Source organism: Streptomyces sp. NPDC058674 (assembly GCF_042716505.1).
Lineage (GTDB): Bacteria > Actinomycetota > Actinomycetes > Streptomycetales > Streptomycetaceae > Streptomyces.
Window position 1 is genome coordinate 40,740 of record NZ_JBHXSC010000007.1, and the last position, 20,404, is coordinate 61,143.

Annotated in this window: 18 protein-coding genes and 1 pseudogene; 16 read left to right on the top strand and 3 right to left on the bottom strand. The window is 72.3% G+C overall.

Annotated elements, in window-relative coordinates:
- Positions 1-62 precede the first annotated feature (62 nt).
- A complete protein-coding gene (locus tag ACFWU6_RS05910; RefSeq protein ID WP_383808412.1) occupies positions 63-1,523 on the bottom strand; it encodes a purine-cytosine permease family protein in 1,461 nt (486 codons plus the stop codon).
- Between the two features lie 142 nt (positions 1,524-1,665).
- Here ACFWU6_RS05910 and ftsY point away from each other — a divergent pair, with 142 nt between their 5' ends.
- Positions 1,666-2,889: a signal recognition particle-docking protein FtsY gene (ftsY, locus tag ACFWU6_RS05915; RefSeq protein WP_383978758.1), complete on the top strand. Its 1,224-nt coding sequence runs from the start codon at positions 1,666-1,668 to the stop codon at positions 2,887-2,889.
- A gap of 80 nt (positions 2,890-2,969) precedes the next feature.
- On the opposite strand, the gene ACFWU6_RS05920 is transcribed toward ftsY, so the two are convergent.
- Positions 2,970-3,638 carry a bifunctional DNA primase/polymerase gene (locus tag ACFWU6_RS05920; protein ID WP_383808409.1) on the bottom strand — a complete coding sequence of 223 codons (669 nt, stop codon included), beginning with the start codon at positions 3,636-3,638 and terminating at the stop codon, positions 2,970-2,972.
- 409 nt (positions 3,639-4,047) lie between these two features.
- On the opposite strand from ACFWU6_RS05920, the gene ACFWU6_RS05925 reads away from it, so the two are divergent.
- The 5 genes from ACFWU6_RS05925 (at position 4,048) to ffh (ending at position 11,756) form a co-directional block, all read left to right on the top strand.
- Positions 4,048-5,535, top strand: a complete 1,488-nt coding sequence (locus ACFWU6_RS05925; protein ID WP_383808407.1) for a hypothetical protein — start codon at positions 4,048-4,050, stop codon at positions 5,533-5,535.
- A 311-nt stretch (positions 5,536-5,846) separates the two neighbouring features.
- Positions 5,847-7,187, top strand: coding sequence for an ammonium transporter (locus ACFWU6_RS05930; RefSeq protein ID WP_383978761.1), 1,341 nt, complete (start codon positions 5,847-5,849; stop codon positions 7,185-7,187).
- Positions 7,184-7,522, top strand: coding sequence for a P-II family nitrogen regulator (locus ACFWU6_RS05935; protein ID WP_383808401.1), 339 nt, complete (start codon positions 7,184-7,186; stop codon positions 7,520-7,522). The genes ACFWU6_RS05930 and ACFWU6_RS05935 overlap by 4 nt, the downstream gene beginning before the upstream one ends.
- A 17-nt stretch (positions 7,523-7,539) precedes the next feature.
- On the top strand, positions 7,540-9,966 hold the full coding sequence (locus tag ACFWU6_RS05940) for a [protein-PII] uridylyltransferase (protein WP_383978764.1): 2,427 nt from the start codon (positions 7,540-7,542) through the stop codon (positions 9,964-9,966).
- A 215-nt stretch (positions 9,967-10,181) separates the two neighbouring features.
- Positions 10,182-11,756 carry a signal recognition particle protein gene (gene ffh, locus ACFWU6_RS05945; protein ID WP_383808395.1) on the top strand — a complete coding sequence of 525 codons (1,575 nt, stop codon included), beginning with the start codon at positions 10,182-10,184 and terminating at the stop codon, positions 11,754-11,756.
- 128 nt (positions 11,757-11,884) lie between these two features.
- Here the strand turns inward: ffh and ACFWU6_RS05950 are convergent, their stop codons facing one another.
- Positions 11,885-12,592, bottom strand: coding sequence for a methyltransferase type 11 (locus tag ACFWU6_RS05950; protein WP_383978767.1), 708 nt, complete (start codon positions 12,590-12,592; stop codon positions 11,885-11,887).
- 131 nt (positions 12,593-12,723) lie between these two features.
- On the opposite strand from ACFWU6_RS05950, the gene proS reads away from it, so the two are divergent.
- The 10 genes and pseudogenes from proS to lepB (ACFWU6_RS06000) all read left to right on the top strand — a co-directional run bounded on the left by proS (position 12,724) and on the right by lepB (ACFWU6_RS06000) (position 20,365).
- A complete protein-coding gene (gene proS / locus ACFWU6_RS05955; RefSeq protein ID WP_383978770.1) occupies positions 12,724-14,136 on the top strand; it encodes a proline--tRNA ligase in 1,413 nt (470 codons plus the stop codon).
- 202 nt (positions 14,137-14,338) lie between these two features.
- On the top strand, positions 14,339-14,935 hold the full coding sequence (locus tag ACFWU6_RS05960; protein ID WP_383978772.1) for a hypothetical protein: 597 nt from the start codon (positions 14,339-14,341) through the stop codon (positions 14,933-14,935).
- A gap of 168 nt (positions 14,936-15,103) precedes the next feature.
- On the top strand, positions 15,104-15,544 hold the full coding sequence (rpsP, locus tag ACFWU6_RS05965) for a 30S ribosomal protein S16 (protein WP_267717590.1): 441 nt from the start codon (positions 15,104-15,106) through the stop codon (positions 15,542-15,544).
- Between the two features lie 2 nt (positions 15,545-15,546).
- Positions 15,547-15,786: an RNA-binding protein gene (locus ACFWU6_RS05970; RefSeq protein WP_007266827.1), complete on the top strand. Its 240-nt coding sequence runs from the start codon at positions 15,547-15,549 to the stop codon at positions 15,784-15,786.
- Positions 15,787-15,867: 81 nt separating this feature from the next.
- Positions 15,868-16,428: a ribosome maturation factor RimM gene (gene rimM, locus ACFWU6_RS05975; protein WP_383800833.1), complete on the top strand. Its 561-nt coding sequence runs from the start codon at positions 15,868-15,870 to the stop codon at positions 16,426-16,428.
- Positions 16,428-17,249, top strand: coding sequence for a tRNA (guanosine(37)-N1)-methyltransferase TrmD (gene trmD, locus ACFWU6_RS05980; protein ID WP_383800836.1), 822 nt, complete (start codon positions 16,428-16,430; stop codon positions 17,247-17,249). Before rimM ends, trmD begins: the two co-directional genes overlap by 1 nt.
- 133 nt (positions 17,250-17,382) lie before the next feature.
- Entirely contained in the window at positions 17,383-17,733 is a 351-nt protein-coding gene (rplS, locus tag ACFWU6_RS05985; protein WP_031144161.1) for a 50S ribosomal protein L19, read from the top strand.
- A gap of 44 nt (positions 17,734-17,777) precedes the next feature.
- Positions 17,778-18,500 carry a signal peptidase I gene (gene lepB / locus ACFWU6_RS05990; protein WP_383978775.1) on the top strand — a complete coding sequence of 241 codons (723 nt, stop codon included), beginning with the start codon at positions 17,778-17,780 and terminating at the stop codon, positions 18,498-18,500.
- Positions 18,493-19,488, top strand: a pseudogene (lepB, locus tag ACFWU6_RS05995) (signal peptidase I); the annotation flags it as partial. The gene lepB (ACFWU6_RS05990) and the pseudogene lepB (ACFWU6_RS05995), both read left to right, overlap by 8 nt.
- Positions 19,460-20,365 carry a signal peptidase I gene (gene lepB / locus ACFWU6_RS06000; protein WP_383800843.1) on the top strand — a complete coding sequence of 302 codons (906 nt, stop codon included), beginning with the start codon at positions 19,460-19,462 and terminating at the stop codon, positions 20,363-20,365. The pseudogene lepB (ACFWU6_RS05995) and the gene lepB (ACFWU6_RS06000), both read left to right, overlap by 29 nt.
- The last annotated feature ends 39 nt before the right edge of the window (positions 20,366-20,404 follow it).

Sequence of the window (20,404 nt, forward strand, 5' to 3'; positions counted from 1 at the left end):
GAGGGGTCCCCCTTCGCCGGATGCGGGTGGGCGCGCGAAGGGGGACGTTAGCTGACGCAGCGTCAGTTGGACAGGCTTCCGGTGAGTTCCCGCTCCCCGGCCGGGCCCTCGGCGCGCTCCGCCCCGGCCGTGCGCGGCAGGACCGCGTAGAGCACGGCGGAGGTGGCGATGCCCGCCACCCAGCCGAGGCCGTTCCGCCCGATCCACGTGGAGGCGAGCGGTCCGCTGAACCAGTCCACCGAGGTGAACAGCACTCCCACGACCAGGGCGACGGCCCACGCGGTCATCGCCTGCCAGGCGAACCCGCCCTTGTACCAGTAGGCACTCGTCCGGGTGGTGTCCAGCAGCGCCCGGCCGTCGTAGGCCTCCCGGCGCAGCATGTCCACGCCGAAGACCCCGATCCAGGCGGAGAAGGCCACCGCCAGCAGGGTCAGGAAGGAGATGAACGAGCCGAAGAAGCTGGTCGCGACGACCATCAGCAGGAAGCCGAAGACCAGGCTGATGCCGGCGTTGACGCTGACCGCGGCGGCGCGCGGGACCTTGATGCCGAGGGTCTGCGCGGTGAAGCCCGCCGAGTACATGGACATCGAGTTGATCAGCAGCATGCCGACGAGCGCGACGAGCAGGTACGGGACCGCGATCCACGTCGGCAGCAGCTCGCCGATGAAGGAGACCGGGTCCTGGGCGGTGGCCAGGTCCGGGGTGCCGACGGCCATGACCGCCCCCATCAGCACCATGGGCAGGACGACCACGCCTGCGCCGCCGATCGTCGCGCCGACCATGCCCCGGGACGAGGCGGTGCGCGGCAGGTAGCGGGTGAAGTCCGGGCCGGAGGGCACCCAGCTGATGCCGCCCGCGGCGATGGTGCCGATGCCCGCGATCATCATCGCGGTGGAGCCGGCCGGCTTGCCGAAGACGGCGGACCAGTCGGTGGTGAAGGCCAGGTAGCCGAGGACCAGGACGCTGAAGGCGCCGAAGAGGTACGTGGACCACGTGGAGCAGGTGCGCAGCGCCTTGATGCCGAGTCCGGAGACCGCGAAGGTGCAGCCCACGAAGAAGAGCAGGGTGACCACGATCAGGGCGGTGTTGCTCCGCACCCCGAAGAGCAGGTCCAGCACGGTCAGCACGGCGTAGGCGCCGCTGACCGCGTTGATGGTCTCCCAGCCCCAGCGGGCCACCCAGATCAGCGCACCCGGGAAGAGGTTGCCGCGCTGCCCGAACACCGCGCGCGACAGCGCCATGCCCGGGGCTCCGCCGCGCTTGCCGGCGATGGAGATGAGCCCGACGATCCCGTACGAGACGACCGGCGCGGCCACCGCGACGACGAGCACCTGCCAGATGTTGAGCTTGTTGGAGATCACCAGGCCGGCGCCCATGGTGAGCAGCAGCACGCTGATGTTGGCGGCGACCCAGGTGGGCACGAGATCGCGGACCCGGCCGGTGCGCTCGCCGTCCGGGACGGGCTCCAGGCCGCGGGTCTCGATCCCGGTCTCTACGGCGCCGTCGGCGGGCTCGGCAGGCATGGGTGCTCCGTGGGGGAGGGGAAACGGGGGAGTCGCTCATCATCGTAGATGTGCCGGTAAAACGACAAATAGAGCCTTCGGTCCCGAGGGGAAGCCCCGACGTCCCCGGTCCCGGGCCCCCGTGGCCGATACTGGGGTGGTTATGGAAATCCTCATCCTTGCCGTAGTCATCGCCCTGGTCGCGGTCGGCGCGATCAGCGGGCTCGTGGTCAGCAGCCGCCAGAAGAAGCAGCTGCCGCCCTCGGCACCGTCGAGCACGCCGACCATCACTGCCCCGCCCGCCGAACCGCGGGTGGGGGAGGACGCCGCACCGACGGCGGAAGAGCCGCGCCGCACGATCGAGGAGGTCACCCTCCCCGACACGACGGCCGCCGCCGAATCACCCGTCGCCGTCGAGGACCCGGTCGTCGAGGCCCCGGCCGCACCCGAGATCGAGGTGCCCGAGCCCACCGCGGGCCGCCTGGTCCGGCTGCGCGCCCGCCTCGCCCGGTCGCAGAACTCGCTGGGCAAGGGGCTGCTCACGCTGCTCTCCCGCGAGCACCTCGACGAGGACACCTGGGAGGAGATCGAGGAGACGCTCCTCATCGCCGACGTGGGTGTCGTACCGACCCAGGAGCTGGTCGAGCGGCTCCGCGAGCGGGTCAAGGTGCTCGGCACCCGCACCCCCGCGGACCTGCGCACCCTGCTGAAGGAGGAGCTGCTGACCCTGGTCGGCACCGGTTTCGACCGTGCCGTGAAGACCGAGAGCGGCGTCGACACCCCCGCCGTGGTGATGGTCGTCGGAGTGAACGGCACCGGCAAGACCACCACCACCGGCAAGCTCGCCCGCGTCCTGGTGGCCGACGGCCGCAGCGTGGTGCTCGGCGCCGCCGACACCTTCCGCGCCGCGGCCGCCGACCAGCTCCAGACCTGGGGCGACCGGGTCGGAGCCCGCACCGTGCGCGGTCCCGAAGGCGGCGACCCGGCCTCGATCGCCTTCGACGCGGTCAAGGAGGGCATCGCCGAGGGCGCCGACGTGGTGCTCATCGACACCGCCGGCCGCCTGCACACCAAGACCGGCCTGATGGACGAGCTCGGCAAGGTCAAGCGCGTCGTGGAGAAGCACGGCCCGCTGGACGAGGTCCTGCTGGTCCTGGACGCCACCACCGGCCAGAACGGCCTGACCCAGGCCCGCGTCTTCGCCGAGGTCGTGGACATCACCGGCATCGTGCTGACGAAGCTCGACGGCACTGCCAAGGGCGGCATCGTCGTGGCCGTCCAGCGCGAGCTGGGGGTCCCCGTCAAGCTCATCGGCCTGGGTGAGGGCCCGGACGACCTGGCCCCCTTCGAGCCGGAGGCGTTCGTGGACGCGCTGATCGGCGACTGAACCGGGCCCGTACGGACACCCGTGCCCCCGCGCTCCGACCGGAACGCGGGGGCACGGGTGCGTGCGGGGGCGGGCCGGGGCTACCTGCGGAAGCGGTGGCAGATGTAGGCCAGCGTCCCCAGCAGCAGCCGCGCCTGCGGCGGGTTCCCGGCGGAGTCGAGCGCCGGGGGCCGCAGCCACCCGACCGGGCCCAGCCCGCCCCGGTCGGAGGGCGGGGCGGTCACGAACGCCCCCTGGCCCAGCGCCCGCAGGTCGAGGTCCGCGTCGTCCCAGCCCATCCGGTACAGCAGCTGCGGCAGCTCGGCCGCCGCGCCCGGGGCCACGAAGAACTGGGCCCGGCCGTCCGGGGTCGCGGTCACCGGGCCGAGGGGCAGGCCCATCCGCTCCAGCCGGACCAGGGCGCGCCGCCCGGCCTCCTCCGAGACCTCGATGACGTCGAAGGAGCGGCCCACGGGGAGCATCAGCGCCGCTCCCGGGTACTGGCCCCAGGACCGGGTGACCTCGTCGAGGGTGGCCCCGGCCGGCACGGTGGGGGCGAAGGCCAGGGGGTGCGCTCCGGGCGCCGCGCAGCGGGCGTCCCCGCAGGAGCAGTCCCGGGCGGGTGCCGCGGCACGTGCCCCGGGGACCGCGTCCCAGCCCCACAGCCCGGTGTACTCCGCCACCGCGGTGCACTCCGAGGTCCGGCCGCGGCGCCGGACGCCGGAGCGGAATTCCCTGGTGCTTCGGCTGCCGCCGATCGTGAAGCCCATGCCCATGCCCCCTCCAACGGGTCGGACGCGCCGGTGGTTACGACGTCGGCGGGACCTGCTGCCGGCGGTGCGCCGCGGGGTGGCCGTCCGGTGCCGCCCGGCGCACTCCACGCCGCGCGCGCCCCTGGCGCACTCCAGTCCAACCGATCCGTTTCGCCTCGGTGTCAAGTGAATCGCGCCTGGCCGATGGCGAGTTCATTCGAAGGGGTGGCGAATGGTGGCGTTTCCGGAATCGACCTCGCGGAGGGGGTGATCGTAGGATTACTTTCGGTGCACGAACCCCGACGGCGGGCCCATCCGTGGGTATGCCGGAGGCAACGTGTGAAGGACCCGTGAAGGTCCGTGGGCGCGACCGCCGTCCCGGCCAGGGTTTCGTGTGGAAGAGGCGTGAGCGGATGGGAGCGTTCCAGTGAGCGGCAACAGCGCAAGCGGAACGATCGAGGAGTCTGCTGCGCGCAACGAACAGCTGACCTCCTGGTTCGTCCGCAGCGGTTGGTCCAAGGGCGAGCTCGCCCGCCAGGTCAACCGCCGGGCCCGCCAGATGGGCGCCCACCACATCAGCACGGACACCTCGCGGGTGCGCCGCTGGCTCGACGGCGAACAGCCCCGCGAGCCCGTCCCGCGCATCCTGTCCGAGCTGTTCTCCGAGCGCTTCGGCACCGTCGTCGCCATCGAGCAGCTCGGGCTGCGCACCGCCCACCAGACCCCCTCCGTCTCCGGCGTCGACCTGCCCTGGGCCGGAGCGCAGACCGTCGAGCTCCTCGGCGAGTTCTCCCGGAGCGACCTGATGCTGGCCCGCCGCGGCTTCCTCGGGACCTCGCTCGCCCTCTCCGCCGGACCGGCCCTCATCGAGCCCATGCAGCGCTGGCTCGTCCCGGTGCCGGCGGCCGATCCGGGAACCCGCGAGGGGGGGCCCGCGGCCGCTCCCGGCGGTCGCCGGCCCCGGCTGTCCGAGCCCGAGCTCGACCTGCTCGACGCGACCACCGTGATGTTCCGCCAGTGGGACGCCCAGTGCGGGGGCGGGTTGCGGCGCAAGGCCGTCGTCGGCCAGCTCCACGAGGTCACCGACCTGCTCCAGGAGAACCACCCGGCCCCGATCATGAAACGGCTCTTCAAGGTGGCCGCGGAGCTCGCCGAGCTGGCCGGCTGGATGAGCTACGACATCGGCCTGCACCCCACGGCGCAGAAGTACTTCGTCCTCGCGCTCCACGCCTCCAAGGAGGCCGGCGACAAGGCGCTGGGCTCCTACATCCTCTCCGGCATGAGCCGCCAGATGATCCACCTGGGCCGCCCCGAGGACGCCCTGGAGCTCATCCACCTCGCCCAGTACGGCAGCCGCGACTGCGCCGGCCCCCGGACCCAGGCCATGCTGTATGCGATGGAGGCCCGCGCCTACGCCAACATGGGACAGCCCAGCCGCTGCAAGCGCGCCGTTCGGATGGCCGAGGACACCTTCTCCGACGTCGCCTTCGGCGGGGAGCCCGAGCCCGACTGGATCCGCTTCTTCTCCGAGGCCGAGCTGAACGGCGAGAACTCCCACTCCTACCGGGATCTGGCCTACGTCGCCGGGCGCAGCCCCACCTACGCCTCCCTCGCCGAGCCCGTCATGGCCCGCGCCGTCGAGCTCTTCGCGAAGGACGACGAGCACCAGCGCTCCTACGCCCTCAACCTGGTCGGCATGGCCACCGTCCACCTGCTCCGGCGCGAGCCGGAGCAGGCCGCCGTCCTCGTCGGCCAGGCCCTGGACGTGGCGGGAAAGGTGCGGTCCGAACGCGTGAACACCCGCCTGCGCAAGACCGTCGACACCGCCGCCCGTGAGTACGGCGACGTCGCGGACGTGGTCCGGCTGACCGACCACCTCGCCTCCCGGCTCCCCGAGGCCGCAGAGGCCGTCTGACGGCCCCGCGGCCGCTCCCCGAGGCCCCGGCCGCGGCAGTCACCCCGTGAAGCCCGATCAGGCTCCCCCAGCCAGGACGTCCGGGTACCGCCGCGGCCGGTTTCCACGAACCGCCCGTTCATGGGCGCGTAACACGCACGACCTCTTCGTCACGGGCCCGAAACACCCAGCGGCGCCGCCGGAAACCGGCCTGCGTGAATCTCAGGGCAATAACCGGCCAGCCCCTCACCGGGCCGGCCCATCAACGCCGCTCAGGTTCTGGTTTTCCACGATCGCCCGCACGCGAACGTACCGACGACGAGGAGACGCCGATGGCATCAGCCATCACGACCCTCGCGGCAGACGCCCCGACGCTGTCTGCCGCGAACACCGGGTTCATGCTCATCTGCTCCGCCCTGGTCATGCTGATGACCCCGGGACTCGCCTTCTTCTACGGAGGCATGGTCCGCGTCAAGAGCAGCCTCAACATGCTGATGATGAGCTTCATCAGCCTCGGGATCGTCACGATCCTGTGGGTCCTCTACGGCTTCAGCCTCGCTTTCGGCACCGACTCCGGCTCCCTCATCGGCTGGAACTCCGACTACGTCGGCCTCAGCGGCATCGGCATCACCGAGCTGTGGGACGGCTACACCATCCCGGTCTACGTCTTCGCCGTCTTCCAGCTGATGTTCGCCGTGATCACCCCGGCCCTGATCAGCGGCGCCCTCGCGGACCGCGTCAAGTTCAGCGCCTGGGCCCTGTTCACCGCGCTGTGGGTCACCGTCGTCTACTTCCCCGTCGCCCACTGGGTGTGGGGCGCCGGCGGCTGGCTCTTCGAGCTCGGCGTCATCGACTTCGCCGGCGGCACCGCCGTCCACATCAACGCGGGCGCCGCGGCGCTCGGCGTGATCCTGGTCATCGGCAAGCGCGTCGGCTTCAAGAAGGACCCGATGCGCCCGCACAGCCTCCCGCTCGTGATGCTCGGCGCCGGCCTCCTGTGGTTCGGCTGGTTCGGCTTCAACGCGGGCTCCTGGCTCGGCAACGACGACGGCGTCGGCGCGGTCATGTTCGTCAACACCCAGGTCGCCACCGCCGCCGCCATGCTCGCCTGGCTCGCCTACGAGAAGCTGCGCCACGGCTCCTTCACCACCCTGGGCGCCGCCTCCGGCGCGGTCGCCGGCCTCGTCGCCATCACCCCCTCCGGCGGTGCGGTCAGCCCGCTCGGCGCGATCGCCGTCGGCGCGATCTCCGGCGTGCTGTGCGCCATGGCGGTCGGCCTCAAGTACAAGTTCGGCTACGACGACTCCCTCGACGTGATCGGCGTCCACCTCGTCGGCGGTGTCGCCGGCTCCCTGCTGGTGGGCCTCTTCGCCACCGGCGGCGTCCAGTCCGACGTGGCCGGCCTCTTCTACGGCGGCGGTCTGGAGCAGCTCGGCAAGCAGGCCATCGGGGTCTTCGCCGTGCTCGCCTACTCCCTCGTCGTGTCCGCGGTCCTCGCCCTCCTCCTCGACAAGACGATCGGGATGCGGGTCACCGAGGACGTGGAGGTCTCCGGCATCGACCAGGTCGAGCACGCCGAGACCGCCTACGACTTCAGCGGAGCCGGCGGCGGCGTCGCCCCGCGGAACTCCGCAGCCCCCGCCCCCGCCGCGAGCAAGAAGGTTGACGCATGAAGCTGATCACCGCGATCGTCAAGCCGCACAAGCTGGACGAGATCAAGGAAGCCCTCCAGGCCTTCGGGGTCCAGGGGCTCACGGTCACCGAGGCCAGCGGCTACGGCCGTCAGCGCGGCCACACCGAGGTCTACCGCGGCGCCGAGTACCAGGTCGACCTGGTACCCAAGATCCGCATCGAGGTACTGGTCGACGACGCCGAGGCCGAGGAACTGATCGACCTCATCGTGCGCGTCGCCGCCACCGGCAAGATCGGTGACGGCAAGGTGTGGAGCGTCTCCGTGGACTCGGTCGTCCGGGTCCGCACGGGCGAGCGCGGCGCTGACGCGCTCTAGGTGACGGGAGCTCCTGGGTGACGAGCGTCGAAGACACCACCGACCACACGGCCGACCCGGGACCCAGCGGATACGCCGCGGCCCGGCTGCGGCTCCTCCAGGAGGAGTCGCGGTCCGGGCCGTCCAGGCGTTCCGCCCTCGCCGGACTGACCGACGACTGGCTGCACGGGCTGTTCAAGACCGCCCTGCGCGAGACGGGCGTCCGGGGCGCCGCCCTGGTGGCCGTCGGCGGCTACGGCAGGGGCGAACTCTCCCCGCGCAGCGACCTCGACCTGGTGCTGCTGCACGACGGCAAGGCCGAGCCGCAGGCCCTGAGCGCGCTCGCCGACCGGATCTGGTACCCGGTGTGGGACCTCGGGCTCGCCCTCGACCACTCGGTACGGACGCCGGGCGAGGCCCGCAAGACCGCCGCCGAGGACCTGAAGGTGCACCTCGGACTGCTCGACGCCCGGCCCGTCGCCGGGGACGCCGGGCTGCTGGCCGGCCTGCGGACCTCGGTCCTGGCCGACTGGCGCAACCAGGCCGCCAAGCGGCTCCCGCAACTGCACTCCCTGTGCCGTGAGCGGGCCGAGCGGGCAGGGGAGCTCCGCTTCCTGCTCGAACCCGACCTCAAGGAGGCCCGCGGCGGCCTCCGGGACGTCACCGCGCTCCGGGCGGTGGCCGCCTCCTGGCTGGCCGACGCCCCGCGCGAGGGCCTGGCCGAGGCCCGGCGGCGCCTGCTGGACGCGCGCGACGCCCTGCACCTGGTGACCGGCCGGGCCACCGACCGGCTCTCCCTCCAGGAGCAGGACCAGGTCGCGGCGCAGCTCGGCCTGCTCGACGCCGACGCGCTGCTCCGCGAGGTCTACGAGGCCGCGCGCGTCGTCTCGTACGCCGGTGACGTCACCTGGCGGGAGGTCGGGCGGGTGCTGCGGGCCCGCGCCGCCAAACCGCGGCTGCGCGGTCTGCTCGGCACCCGCTCGCCCGCGGTCGAGCGGGCCCCGCTCGCCGAGGGGGTCGTGGAGTCCGACGGCGAGGCCGTGCTGGCCCTGGCCGCCCGCCCCGACCGGGACCCGGTGCTGCCGCTGCGCTTCGCCGCGGCCGCCGCGCAGGCGGGCCTGCCCGTCTCCCTGCACTCCGTACGCCGCCTCGCGGCGCAGTCGAAACCGCTGCCGGTGCCCTGGCCGGCCGAGGCCCGCGAACAGCTCCTGACCCTGCTCGGCGCCGGCGAGCCCATGGTCGGCGTGTGGGAGGCGCTCGAGGCGGAGGGGCTGATCACGCGGCTGCTGCCCGACTGGGAGCGGGTGCGCTGCCGGCCGCAGCGCAACCCCGTCCACACCTGGACGGTGGACCGCCACCTGATCGAGACGGCCGTCCGGGCCTCGGCGCTCACCCGCCGGGTCGGCCGCCCGGACCTGCTGCTGACGGCCGCCCTCCTGCACGACATCGGCAAGGGCTGGCCCGGAGACCACTCGGTGGCCGGGGAGACCATCGCGCGCGACGTGGCCGCACGCATCGGCTTCGGCCCCGAGGACGTCGCCGTCCTGGGCACGCTCGTACGCCACCACCTGCTGCTGATCGACACCGCGACCCGGCGGGACCTGGACGACCCGGCGACGGTCCGCGCGGTCGCCGAGGCCGTGGGGTCCGGCTCCACGCTGGAGATCCTGCACGCCCTGACCGAGGCGGACGCGCTGGCCACCGGGCCCGCCGCCTGGAGCACCTGGCGCGCCTCGCTGGTCGCGGACCTCGCCGCGCGGGCAGCCGCCGTCCTGCGGGGCGCCGCCCCGGCGGTACGGGAGCTGGAGATCCCCACCACGGAGCAGGAGCGCCTCGCCGTGGAGGCCCTGCGCACCGGGGAGCCCGTCCTGGCCCTGCACGCCCGCCAGGAGGAGGACGACGCCGTCGGGGTGGAGCTGGTCGTGGCCGTTCCGGACCAGCCGGGGGTCCTCCCGGCGGTGGCCGGGGTGCTGGCCCTGCACCGCCTCACCGTCCGGGCGGCCGACCTGCGCTCCCTGGAGCTGCCCGGCCGGCTGGGAGAGGTCCTGGTGCTGCGCTGGCGGGTGGCCGCGCAGTACGGCTCGCTGCCGGAGTCGGCCCGGCTCCGCACCGACCTGGTCCGGGCCCTGGACGGCTCGCTGGACGTCCCCGCGAGACTGGCCGACCGCGAGGCGGCCTACCCGCGACGGCGCGGCGTGGTGCCGCCGCCGCCCCGGGTCACCGTGGTCCCGGACGTCTCCTCCCTGGCCACGGTCCTGGAGGTGCGTGCTCCGGACGCGGTCGGACTGCTGCACCGCATCGGCCGCGCCCTGGAGTCGGCGGGCGTCCGGGTGCGCAGCGCGCACGTCTCGACGCCGGGCGCGGACGCGGTGGACACGCTGTACGTGACCGCCCGGGACGGCAAACCCCTGGACGCCGCCGCGGCGGCCGCCCTGGCGGGCTCCGTCCAGTCGGCCCTGGCCTAGGCCCTGGCGTCAAAGTCCCGCCTGGCCCGGCGCTACTTTGACGACAGGACCCAGTGCGGTGACCGGAAGGGTTCACCGGCCGCGGCCTCCCCTGCGGCCCCGTCCCGTTTCCTCGGGCCGGAGGGGAAAGCCGCCCGCAGGGGTCAGGCCGGCGGCGCGGCCCGATACCCTGGGGGACGACCACACCGCCCCCGACCCGAGGAATCGCGACCACCGTGTTCGATACGCTCTCCGACCGCTTGGCGAATACCTTCAAGGGCCTGCGCGGCAAAGGCCGGCTGTCCGAGGCTGACATCGACGCAGCGGCCCGGGAAATCCGTATCGCGCTCCTCGAGGCCGACGTCGCCCTCCCCGTCGTCCGCTCCTTCATCGCGAACGTCAAGGAACGCGCGCGCGGCGAAGAGGTCAGCAAGGCCCTCAACCCGGGGCAGCAGGTCCTCAAGATCGTCAACGACGAGCTCGTCACGATCCTCGGCGGCGAGACCCGCCGGCTCCGGTTCGCGAAGACCGCTCCCACCGTGATCATGCTGGCCGGTCTCCAGGGTGCCGGTAAGACCACCCTCGCCGGAAAGCTCGGCCTGTGGCTGAAGGGGCAGGGCCACGCCCCGCTCCTCGTGGCGTGCGACCTCCAGCGCCCCAACGCCGTCAACCAGCTCTCCGTCGTCGCCGAGCGCGCGGGCGTCGCGGTCTACGCGCCCCAGCCCGGCAACGGCGTCGGCGACCCGGTCCAGGTCGCCAAGGACTCCATCGAGTACGCGCGCACCAAGCAGTACGACGTCGTCGTCGTCGACACCGCCGGCCGCCTCGGCATCGACGCCGAGCTGATGCAGCAGGCAGCCGACATCCGCGACGCGGTCAGCCCCGACGAGATCCTCTTCGTCGTCGACGCGATGATCGGCCAGGACGCGGTCAACACCGCCGAGGCCTTCCGCGACGGCGTCGGCTTCGACGGCGTGGTGCTCTCCAAGCTCGACGGCGACGCCCGCGGCGGCGCCGCGCTCTCCATCGCGCACGTCACCGGCAAGCAGATCATGTTCGCCTCGAACGGCGAGAAGCTCGACGAGTTCGACGCCTTCCACCCCGACCGCATGGCGGGCCGGATCCTCGACATGGGTGACATGCTCACCCTCATCGAGCAGGCCGAGAAGACCTTCTCGCAGGCCGAGGCCGAGAAGATGGCGGCCAAGCTCGCCAAGGGCCCCAAGGAGTTCACGCTCGACGACTTCCTGGCCCAGATGGAACAGGTCCGCAAGATGGGCTCCATCTCCAAGCTGCTCGGCATGCTGCCGGGCATGGGCCAGATCAAGGACCAGATCGCCAACATCGACGAGCGCGACGTGGACCGCACCGCCGCGATCATCAAGTCGATGACCCCGGCGGAGCGCCAGGACCCGACGATCATCAACGGCTCGCGCCGCGCCCGTATCGCCAAGGGCTCCGGCACCGAGGTCAGCACCGTCAAGTCGCTCGTCGAGCGCTTCTTCGACGCCCGCAAGATGATGTCCCGCATGGCCCAGGGCGGCGGGATGCCCGGCATGCCCGGCATCCCGGGGATGGGCGGCGGCCCCGGCCGCCAGAAGAAGCAGGTCAAGCAGGCCAAGGGCAAGCGCAAGAGCGGCAACCCGATGAAGCGCAGGGAAGAGGAGGCCGCCGCCGCAGCCCGCCGTGAGCAGGGGCCGCAGGCGATCGAGCCCCCCGCGCCCGGCGGCAACCCCTTCGGGCTTCCGGCGGGCGGCCAGGACGGCGGGGACTTCGACCTCCCCGACGAGTTCAAGAAGTTCATGAAGTAGCGCGCTCCGCAGGCGCTCGCCGCAGGGCCCCGGCCGGGAGGACTCCCGGCCGGGGCCCTGCGGCATCCGCCCGGGCGGAGGTCCGCCCCGCGCGCACGGCCGCCCGGGCGGCCGTCCGAGGCGGCCGGTTACGCCACCCGGGCGATCACGTACCGGAAGATGTTCGGCAGCCAGACGGCGCCGTCGGTCCGCTCGTACGGGTGAAGGGCCTCCGTCAGCTCCTTCTCCGCCAGCGCCGGATCGGCCGCCTGGCACGGCGCCGCTCCGGCGGAGCAGCCCCCCGCGACCGGGTACAGCCCTGTCGACAGCAGCCCGCGCACCGCGCTGTCCACGTCCGCGTACCCGAACGGGCAGAACACCCGGCCCGAACCGTCCGGCCGCAGCCCGGCCCGCTCCACCAGCGCGTCCAGGTCCCGCGGCGCGGGACCCCCGCCCAGCACCGACGGCACCGTACAGCGCTCCGCCGGGCCCCAGTCGGCCAGCACCACCGCCCCGCCGCGCCGGACGGCCGGCAGGGCCGCCGCCAGGGCCTCCGGGTCCGGCGAGAAGGCGAGCAGCGCGTCGTACGGGCGAGCCGGGTCCGGCGTGCCCTCCAGCACATCCAGCAGCCGTTCGCGGGCCAGGGCCCGCCGTGCCGGGTCCGCCTCCACACCCGTGGCCGCGGCTCCCCGCCCGGCCGCCAGCAGCAGGGGCAGCCCGGCCCCGCAGTCGAGGTCGAGCAGCCGGTCGCCCGGCCCGACCTCCAGCCGGTCGTAGACCGCCTCGTACAGCGGTACCAGCATCCGTTCCTGGATCTCCGCCCAGTCCCGGGCGACGAGCGTCGGCGTCGGTGTCATCGAAAGAGCGCTCCTGATTCCGTGTCGCCCCCATGCCCCCGTTGCCAGGGAACTCCCCATTCGCCCCCGCGTCCAGAGGAGGGAGCCACCCGATTCACGCTCGGCGCGCCGGGCGCCGTACCATTCGCGCCATGGCAAAGGCACCCGTTCTCACCCCGCAGGCGGAGGATTTCCCCCGCTGGTACCAGGATCTGATCAACAAGGCCGAGCTGGCCGACAACGGTCCGGTCCGCGGCACCATGGTCATCCGGCCGTACGGCTACGGCCTGTGGGAGCGGATGCAGCAGGAGATGGACGCGCGCATCAAGGACGCGGGCGCCCAGAACGCGTACTTCCCGCTGTTCATCCCGCAGTCGTACCTGACGAGGGAAGCGGAGCACGTCGAGGGCTTCGCCCCCGAGCTCGCGGTCGTCACGCACGGCGGCGGCAAGGAGCTGGAGGAGCCGGTCGTGGTGCGGCCCACCTCCGAGACGATCATCAACGACTACTTCTCCAAGTGGGTCCAGAGCTACCGCGACCTGCCGCTGCTGATCAACCAGTGGGCCAACGTGGTCCGCTGGGAGATGCGTCCGCGCGTGTTCCTCCGTACGAGCGAGTTCCTCTGGCAGGAGGGCCACACCGCCCACGTCACGTACGAGGAGGCCCGCGAGTACGCCTCGCGGATCCACCGCGACGTCTACGGCGACTTCATGACGAACGTGCTCGGCATCGACGTCGTGCTCGGCCGCAAGACCGCCAAGGAGCGCTTCGCCGGCGCGATCAACACCCTCACCCTCGAGGGCATGATGGGCGACGGCAAGGCCCTCCAGCTGGGCACCAGCCACGAGCTCGGCACCAACTTCGCCAAGGCCTTCAACACGCAGTACCTGTCGAAGGAAGGCAAGCAGGAGCTGGTCTGGCAGACCTCGTGGGGCGTGTCGACCCGTATGGTCGGCGGCCTGATCATGTCGCACGGCGACGACAACGGCCTGCGCGTCCCGCCGCGCCTCGCGCACGTCCAGGTCGTCGTCATGGCGATCAAGGGCGACGAGGCCGTGGCCGAGGTGCGCGAGCTGGGCGCCCGGCTCAAGGCCGCCGGCCTGCGCGTGCACGTCGACGACCGCGTCGACACCCCCTTCGGCCGCCGCGCCGTGGACTGGGAGCTCAAGGGGGTACCGGTCCGCATCGAGATCGGCCCCCGCGACCTGGAGGCCGGCACCGCGATGCTGGCCCGCCGCATCCCGGGCGGGAAGACCCCGGTGCAGATCGACGCGCTCGCCGACCTGCTGCCCAAGGTGCTGGAGGAGGACCAGGCGCAGCTGCTGCGGGAGTCCCGTGAGCGCCGCGAGGCCCGCACCTCCGACGTCTCGACCATCGAGGAGGCGGCCGAGGCCGCCGTCGCCGGCGGCTGGGCGCGCATCCCGTGGGCCGACCTCGGCCCGGAGGGCGAGGCGAAGCTGGCCGAGCAGGCCGTCTCCGTGCGCTGCCTGATCGCCGCCGACGGGTCCGTCCCCGAGTCGGACGACGCCCCCGGCACCCTCGCGATCGTCGCGCGCTCGTACTGATCCGGCGGCACGCCCCCGGTGCGCGGCGCGAGCCGCACGCCGGGGGCGCGCCCGTCGCCGGGCCTCGTTACGTACCGACTCCTCCTGAGATCGGCGCACCCGTCCTCGTCAGCACGCATGAGTGTGAACTGACTGGTACGTGCAAAAAATTTGGAATGGCCCGGAATCGGAACACCGGGGCACCCCGGCTCGTTGTCACGACGTGAGCACGACACCACCTGTTCTCGCCGCAGAGCTGGCGCAGGCGTGGGCCGATATCCAGCGGTACCACCCCGAGCTGCCTGACCTTGCCGCGCCCGAGTCCCTGATCGGAGAGTCCTCGTCCGCATGCGGCGCCGAGCTCTCCTTCGAGCGACTGCTGCACGAGGCAGTCCATGGCATCGCCGCCGCCCGCGGAGTCCGCGACACCTCGCGCGCCGGCCGGTACCACAACCGCAGATTCCTCGCGATCGCCGAGGAGATGGGGCTTGACCACTCCGACGAGCCGCATGCCAGCAGCGGCTTCTCCCTGGTCACGCTCAACCCCGAGGCGAAGAGGCGCTACCGCCCCACCATGGAGCGGCTCCAGCGCGCACTGAAGGCCCACACGGTCGCGACGGCCGCCGACACCAAGCGCAGCTTCCGCGGACCGGCCGCCCGGCACGGGTCCTCCGGCGGCGGAGTGCGCGTCAAGGCGGTCTGCGACTGCGGGCGCAACGTGCGCGTCGTCCCCTCGGTACTGGCCCAGGCGCCGATCGTGTGCGGGGGCTGCATGAAGCCCTTCCGCATCCCCGAGGTCGCCGTCGCGGCGGCCTCCTGACCGCGCGTGGCGCCGCCTCGGGCGTATGGCACAATGGACAGCTGTACTCGACAGTCGCATAGGACCCCTCTCTCCTCCGGCTGACGCGTCCATCGGGCATCCGAGTACCGCAACCCCACGTGGCATCTCATGTGCCCAACCACGTCAAGTTCAGGAGACACCACTCCAGTGGCAGTCAAGATCAAGCTCAAGCGCCTCGGCAAGATTCGCCAGCCGCACTACCGCATCGTCGTCGCCGACGCCCGCACCCGCCGTGACGGTCGCGCGATCGAAGAGATCGGTATCTACCACCCGACGTACAACCCGTCGCGCATCGAGGTCAACGCCGAGCGTGCGCAGTACTGGCTGTCCGTCGGCGCCCAGCCCACCGAGGCTGTGCTCGCCATCCTGAAGCTGACGGGTGACTGGCAGGCGCACAAGGGCCTTCCGGCCCCCGCGCCGCTGCTGCAGCCGGAGACCAAGGAGAGCAAGCGCCGCACCTTCGACGAGTTCGCCAAGGCCCTCGAGGGCATCGGCGAGGGCAAGGGCGACGCCATCACCCAGAAGGCGAAGAAGGCCGACAAGAAGGCGGACGAGGCTGAGGCCACCGCCGAGTCGACCGAGGCCTGAGCATGCTCGAGGAGGCTCTTGAGCACCTCGTGAAGGGCATTGTGGACAACCCCGACGACGTGCAGGTCGCCTCGCGCAACCTGCGTCGCGGACAGGTGCTCGAGGTCCGGGTCCACCCGGACGACCTCGGGAAGGTGATCGGCCGCAACGGCCGCACCGCACGTGCTCTGCGTACCGTCGTGGGCGCCATCGGCGGCCGGGGCATCCGCGTCGACCTCGTCGACGTGGACCAGGTCCGCTGAGCAGTTGGATCACCGGCACGGGCCGGGGAGGGCATACGTGCCCGCCCCGGCCCGTCGTCGTCTGAACAGGAGAGACACACAGTGCAGCTGGTAGTCGCGCGGATCGGCCGCGCCCACGGCATCAAGGGTGAGGTCACCGTCGAGGTACGGACCGACGAGCCCGAGCAGCGGCTCGGCCCCGGCGCCGTGCTCCAGACCGAACCGGCGTCGGCGGGACCGCTGACCATCGAGACGGGCCGGGTGCACAGCGGACGGCTCCTGCTCCGCTTCGAAGGGGTCAAGGACCGCACCGGCGCCGAGGCGCTGCGCAACATCCTGCTCATCGCCGAGGTCGACCCGACGGAGCTGCCGGAGGAGGAGGACGAGTACTACGACCACCAGCTGATGGACCTGGACGTGGTACTGGCGGACGGCACCGAGATCGGCCGGATCACCGAGATCTCCCACCTGCCCTCGCAGGACCTCTTCATCGTCGAGCGGCCGGACGGCTCCGAGGTGATGATCCCCTTCGTCGAGGAGATCGTCGCCGAGATCGACCTGGAGGAGCAGCGGTGCGTCATCACCCCGCCGCCCGGGCTGATCGACGAGCGCGAGGCGGTCATCGACTCGACCCGTGACGAGGACTCCGGGGACACCGCCTGATGCGTCTCGACGTCGTCACGATCTTCCCCGAGTACCTGGAGCCGCTGAACGTCTCCCTCGTCGGCAAGGCCCGTGCCCGCGGGCAGCTCGACGTACACGTCCACGACCTGCGGGACTGGACGTACGACCGGCACAACACGGTCGACGACACCCCGTACGGCGGCGGTCCCGGGATGGTCATGAAGACCGAGCCGTGGGGCGAGGCCCTGGACGCGGCGCTGGCCGACGGCTACGAGGCGGGCGCGCACGGACCCGCCCTGGTCGTCCCGACGCCCAGCGGCCGGCCCTTCACCCAGGAACTGGCCGTCGAGCTCTCCGAGCGACCCTGGCTGGTCTTCACCCCGGCCCGATACGAGGGCATCGACCGCCGGGTCGTGGACGAGTACGCCACCCGGATGCCGGTCTACGAGGTCTCCATCGGCGACTACGTGCTGGCGGGCGGCGAGGCGGCCGTCCTGGTGGTCACCGAGGCCGTGGCCCGGCTGCTCCCCGGAGTCCTGGGCAACGCCGAATCGCACCGGGACGACTCCTTCGCCCCGGGCGGGATGGCCAACCTGCTGGAGGGGCCCGTCTACACCAAGCCCCCGCAGTGGCGCGGCCGGGGCATCCCCGAGGTGCTGCTCAGCGGCCACCACGGGAAGATCGCCCGGTGGCGCCGGGACGAGGCCTTCCGCCGGACCGCGCGGAACCGCCCGGACCTGATCGAGCGCTGCGAGGCGGCCGCCTTCGACAAGAAGGACCGCGAGCTCCTCTCCGTCCTGGGCTGGCGGCCCTCCGCCGACGGCCGGTTTTGGCGTAGGCCGCGCGCCGTGGAAGAATAGGCGGCTGCTGTGTGCTCGCGGGCGCCCCTGCCACAGGGGGACCGTCGTCCGCAGGGTGGCACGGCACCCGAATTCTCTCCGGAAACCCGCATCGGCGACCTGTGGCGTCGTGCGAAGAAAGCAGACGAAGAACATGTCTCACCTGCTCGATGGCGTCAACGCCGCCGCGCTCCGCTCGGACGTCCCGGCCTTCCGCCCGGGTGACACCGTCAACGTCCACGTCCGCGTGATCGAGGGCAACCGCTCCCGTATCCAGCAGTTCAAGGGCGTCGTCATCCGTCGCCAGGGCGCCGGTGTCTCCGAGACCTTCACGGTCCGCAAGGTCTCCTTCAGCGTCGGCGTGGAGCGCACCTTCCCGGTCCACTCCCCGATCTTCGAGAAGATCGAGCTCGTCACCCGCGGTGACGTGCGCCGCGCGAAGCTGTACTACCTCCGTGAGCTCCGCGGCAAGGCCGCGAAGATCAAGGAGAAGCGCGACAACTGAGGTCCCCTCCGGGGTCCGGGCGCGGGCGGATAGGCTCGCACCCGATGGACACCGAAACACCTCACACGCAGCGCGGCCACTCTTCCCCCGGCGAGGGGGCGGAGCGGCCGCGTTGTGCGTTCTCCCGGGTCGGCCGGCAGCTGTCGTGGCGGCGGGCCGGGGCCCTCGGTGTCGTCTGCGCCGTGTTCCTGCTGCTGTTCGGCAACTTCGTGGTGCAGCCCTTCCTGATCCCGAGCCGCTCGATGGAGCCGACCTTCGGGGTCGGGGACCGGGTGCTGGTGAACAAGCTGGCGTACCGTTTCGGCGAACAGCCGCGCCGCGGGGACCTCGTGGTGTTCGACGGCACGGGGTCCTTCGTGCGGGAGCGCCCGGCGGGACATCCGATCGGCGGGGTCCTGCACGGCGCGGCCTCCGCGCTCGGACTCGCGGAGCCGCCGGACACCGACTTCGTCAAGCGGGTCGTGGGCGTCGGCGGTGACGACGTCGTGTGCTGCGACGCGGGAGGGAGGGTCGAGGTGAACGGCGTGCCCCTGGACGAGTCCTACCTGTACCCCGGCGACGCCCCCTCGCGGGTGCCGTTCCGGATCGTCGTGCCGCTGGGGACCCTCTGGGTCATGGGGGACCACCGGTCCCAGTCCCGGGACTCCCGGGATCACCTGGGTGAGCCGGGCGGGGGGATGGTGCCGGTGGAGAAGGTGATCGGACGGGCCGACTGGATCGGCTGGCCGGTGTCGCGCTGGGGCTCCGCGGACGGCGGCCGTGGGTAGCCGGGGGCGGCAGCGGGGCGGGCGCAGGCCCGAGCCGGAACCGGAGCCCGAACCCGTCGCGCCGACGGCCGAGGGAGGCCGCGCCGAGCGGCGCCGGCTGGCCCGCCGCGTGCGCCGCCGCCGCCGGACCCGCCGGGTGGGCGAGCTGCCGCTGCTGGTGGTGGTGGCCCTGTGCATAGCGCTCGTGCTCAAGACCTTCCTGGTACAGGCCTTCTTCATCCCGTCCGGCTCCATGGAGCAGACCATCCGCATCGGCGACCGGGTGCTGGTGGACAAGCTCACCCCGTGGTTCGGCTCCAAGGCCGAGCGCGGGGACGTCGTCGTCTTCAAGGACCCGGGCGGCTGGCTCCAGGGCGAGGCGGTCCGGCCGGCCTCGGACCCGGTCGGGGTCAAGCAGGCGAAGCAGGCCCTGACCTTCATCGGCCTGCTGCCCTCGGCCGACGAGCAGGACCTGATCAAGCGGGTCATCGGCGTCGGCGGCGACACCGTGGCGTGCTGCGACGGCCGGGGCCGCGTCACCGTCAACGGCTCGCCGCTGGATGAGCCTTACGTGAACCCGGGCAACGCCCCGTCCGAGATCCGCTTCGAGGTGCAGGTGCCCGAGGGGCGGCTGTTCGTCATGGGCGACCACCGGGCCAACTCGGCCGACTCGCGCTTCCACCTCGACGAGGGGTTCCAGGGCACCATCGACGAGGACGGGGTCGTCGGCGAGGCCGTGGTGATCGCCTGGCCCTTCGGCCACTGGGGCAGGCTCGAACAGCCCGCCACCTTCCGCATGGTGCCGGACCCGGCGCGGCGCGGGGGGCGCGGCCGCCGCGGGCGCCGAGGGGGCATTCCGGTCGCATAGTGTGTCCTCGATCTCCCGCGCCTTAGGGAACTCCCGCTCGTTAAGGGAGGGGAGGCCCGTGTCGGCCATCGGCGCGGGCGCTGATCGCGAGTGAGGAGTGGATGTGGGGGATGTGGCGGTAGGCGCACGATCCGGACGCGATGAGGGCGAGGAGCGGCCGGACGACGCCGTCGAGAGCGAGGCCGAGACCAAGGACGGCGAAGCCGCGGGGCACCCGCAGCACCGCTCGTTCTGGAAGGAGCTCCCGCTCCTCATCGGTATCGCCCTGCTGCTGGCCCTGCTGATCAAGACGTTCCTGGTGCAGGCGTTCTCGATCCCTTCCGACTCCATGCAGAACACCCTGCAGCGGGGCGACCGGGTGCTGGTGGACAAGCTGACCCCGTGGTTCGGGTCCGAGCCGGAGCGCGGCGAGGTCGTGGTGTTCCACGACCCGGCGGACTGGCTGGAGGGGGAGCCGACCCCGGAGCCGAACATCGCGCAGAAGGTGCTCAGCTGGATCGGCCTGATGCCGTCCGTCGAGGAGAAGGACCTCATCAAGCGGACCATCGCCATCGGCGGGGACACGGTCGAGTGCAAGAAGGGGGGACCGGTCGTCGTCAACGGCAAGGAGCTCGACGAGCCCTACATCTTCCCCGGGAACACCCCGTGCGACGACGCGCCGTTCGGTCCGATCACCGTGCCCGAGGGCAAGATCTGGGTCATGGGCGACCACCGGCAGAACTCCCGGGACTCCCGCTTCCACATGCAGGACTCCACCAAGGGCTTCGTGCCGGTCGACAAGGTCGTCGGGCGGGCCGTCGTGGTCGCGTGGCCGATCAACCGCTGGGCCACCCTGCCGATCCCGGACACCTTCGACCAGCCGGGCATCGGCAACCAGGCCGCGGCCGCCGCGCTCGGTCTCGGGGTCTCCGGGCCGGCACCGGTCGGGCTCGGCCCGGCGGCGCTGGGGCTCACGGGCGCGGTGCCGCTCGTCATGTGGCGCCGACGGAGGCTGACCAGCGGGCGTACCGCCCGGTAGGGTGCCGCCCAGGTCACGATCTCCGAGGTGTGGGGGCGC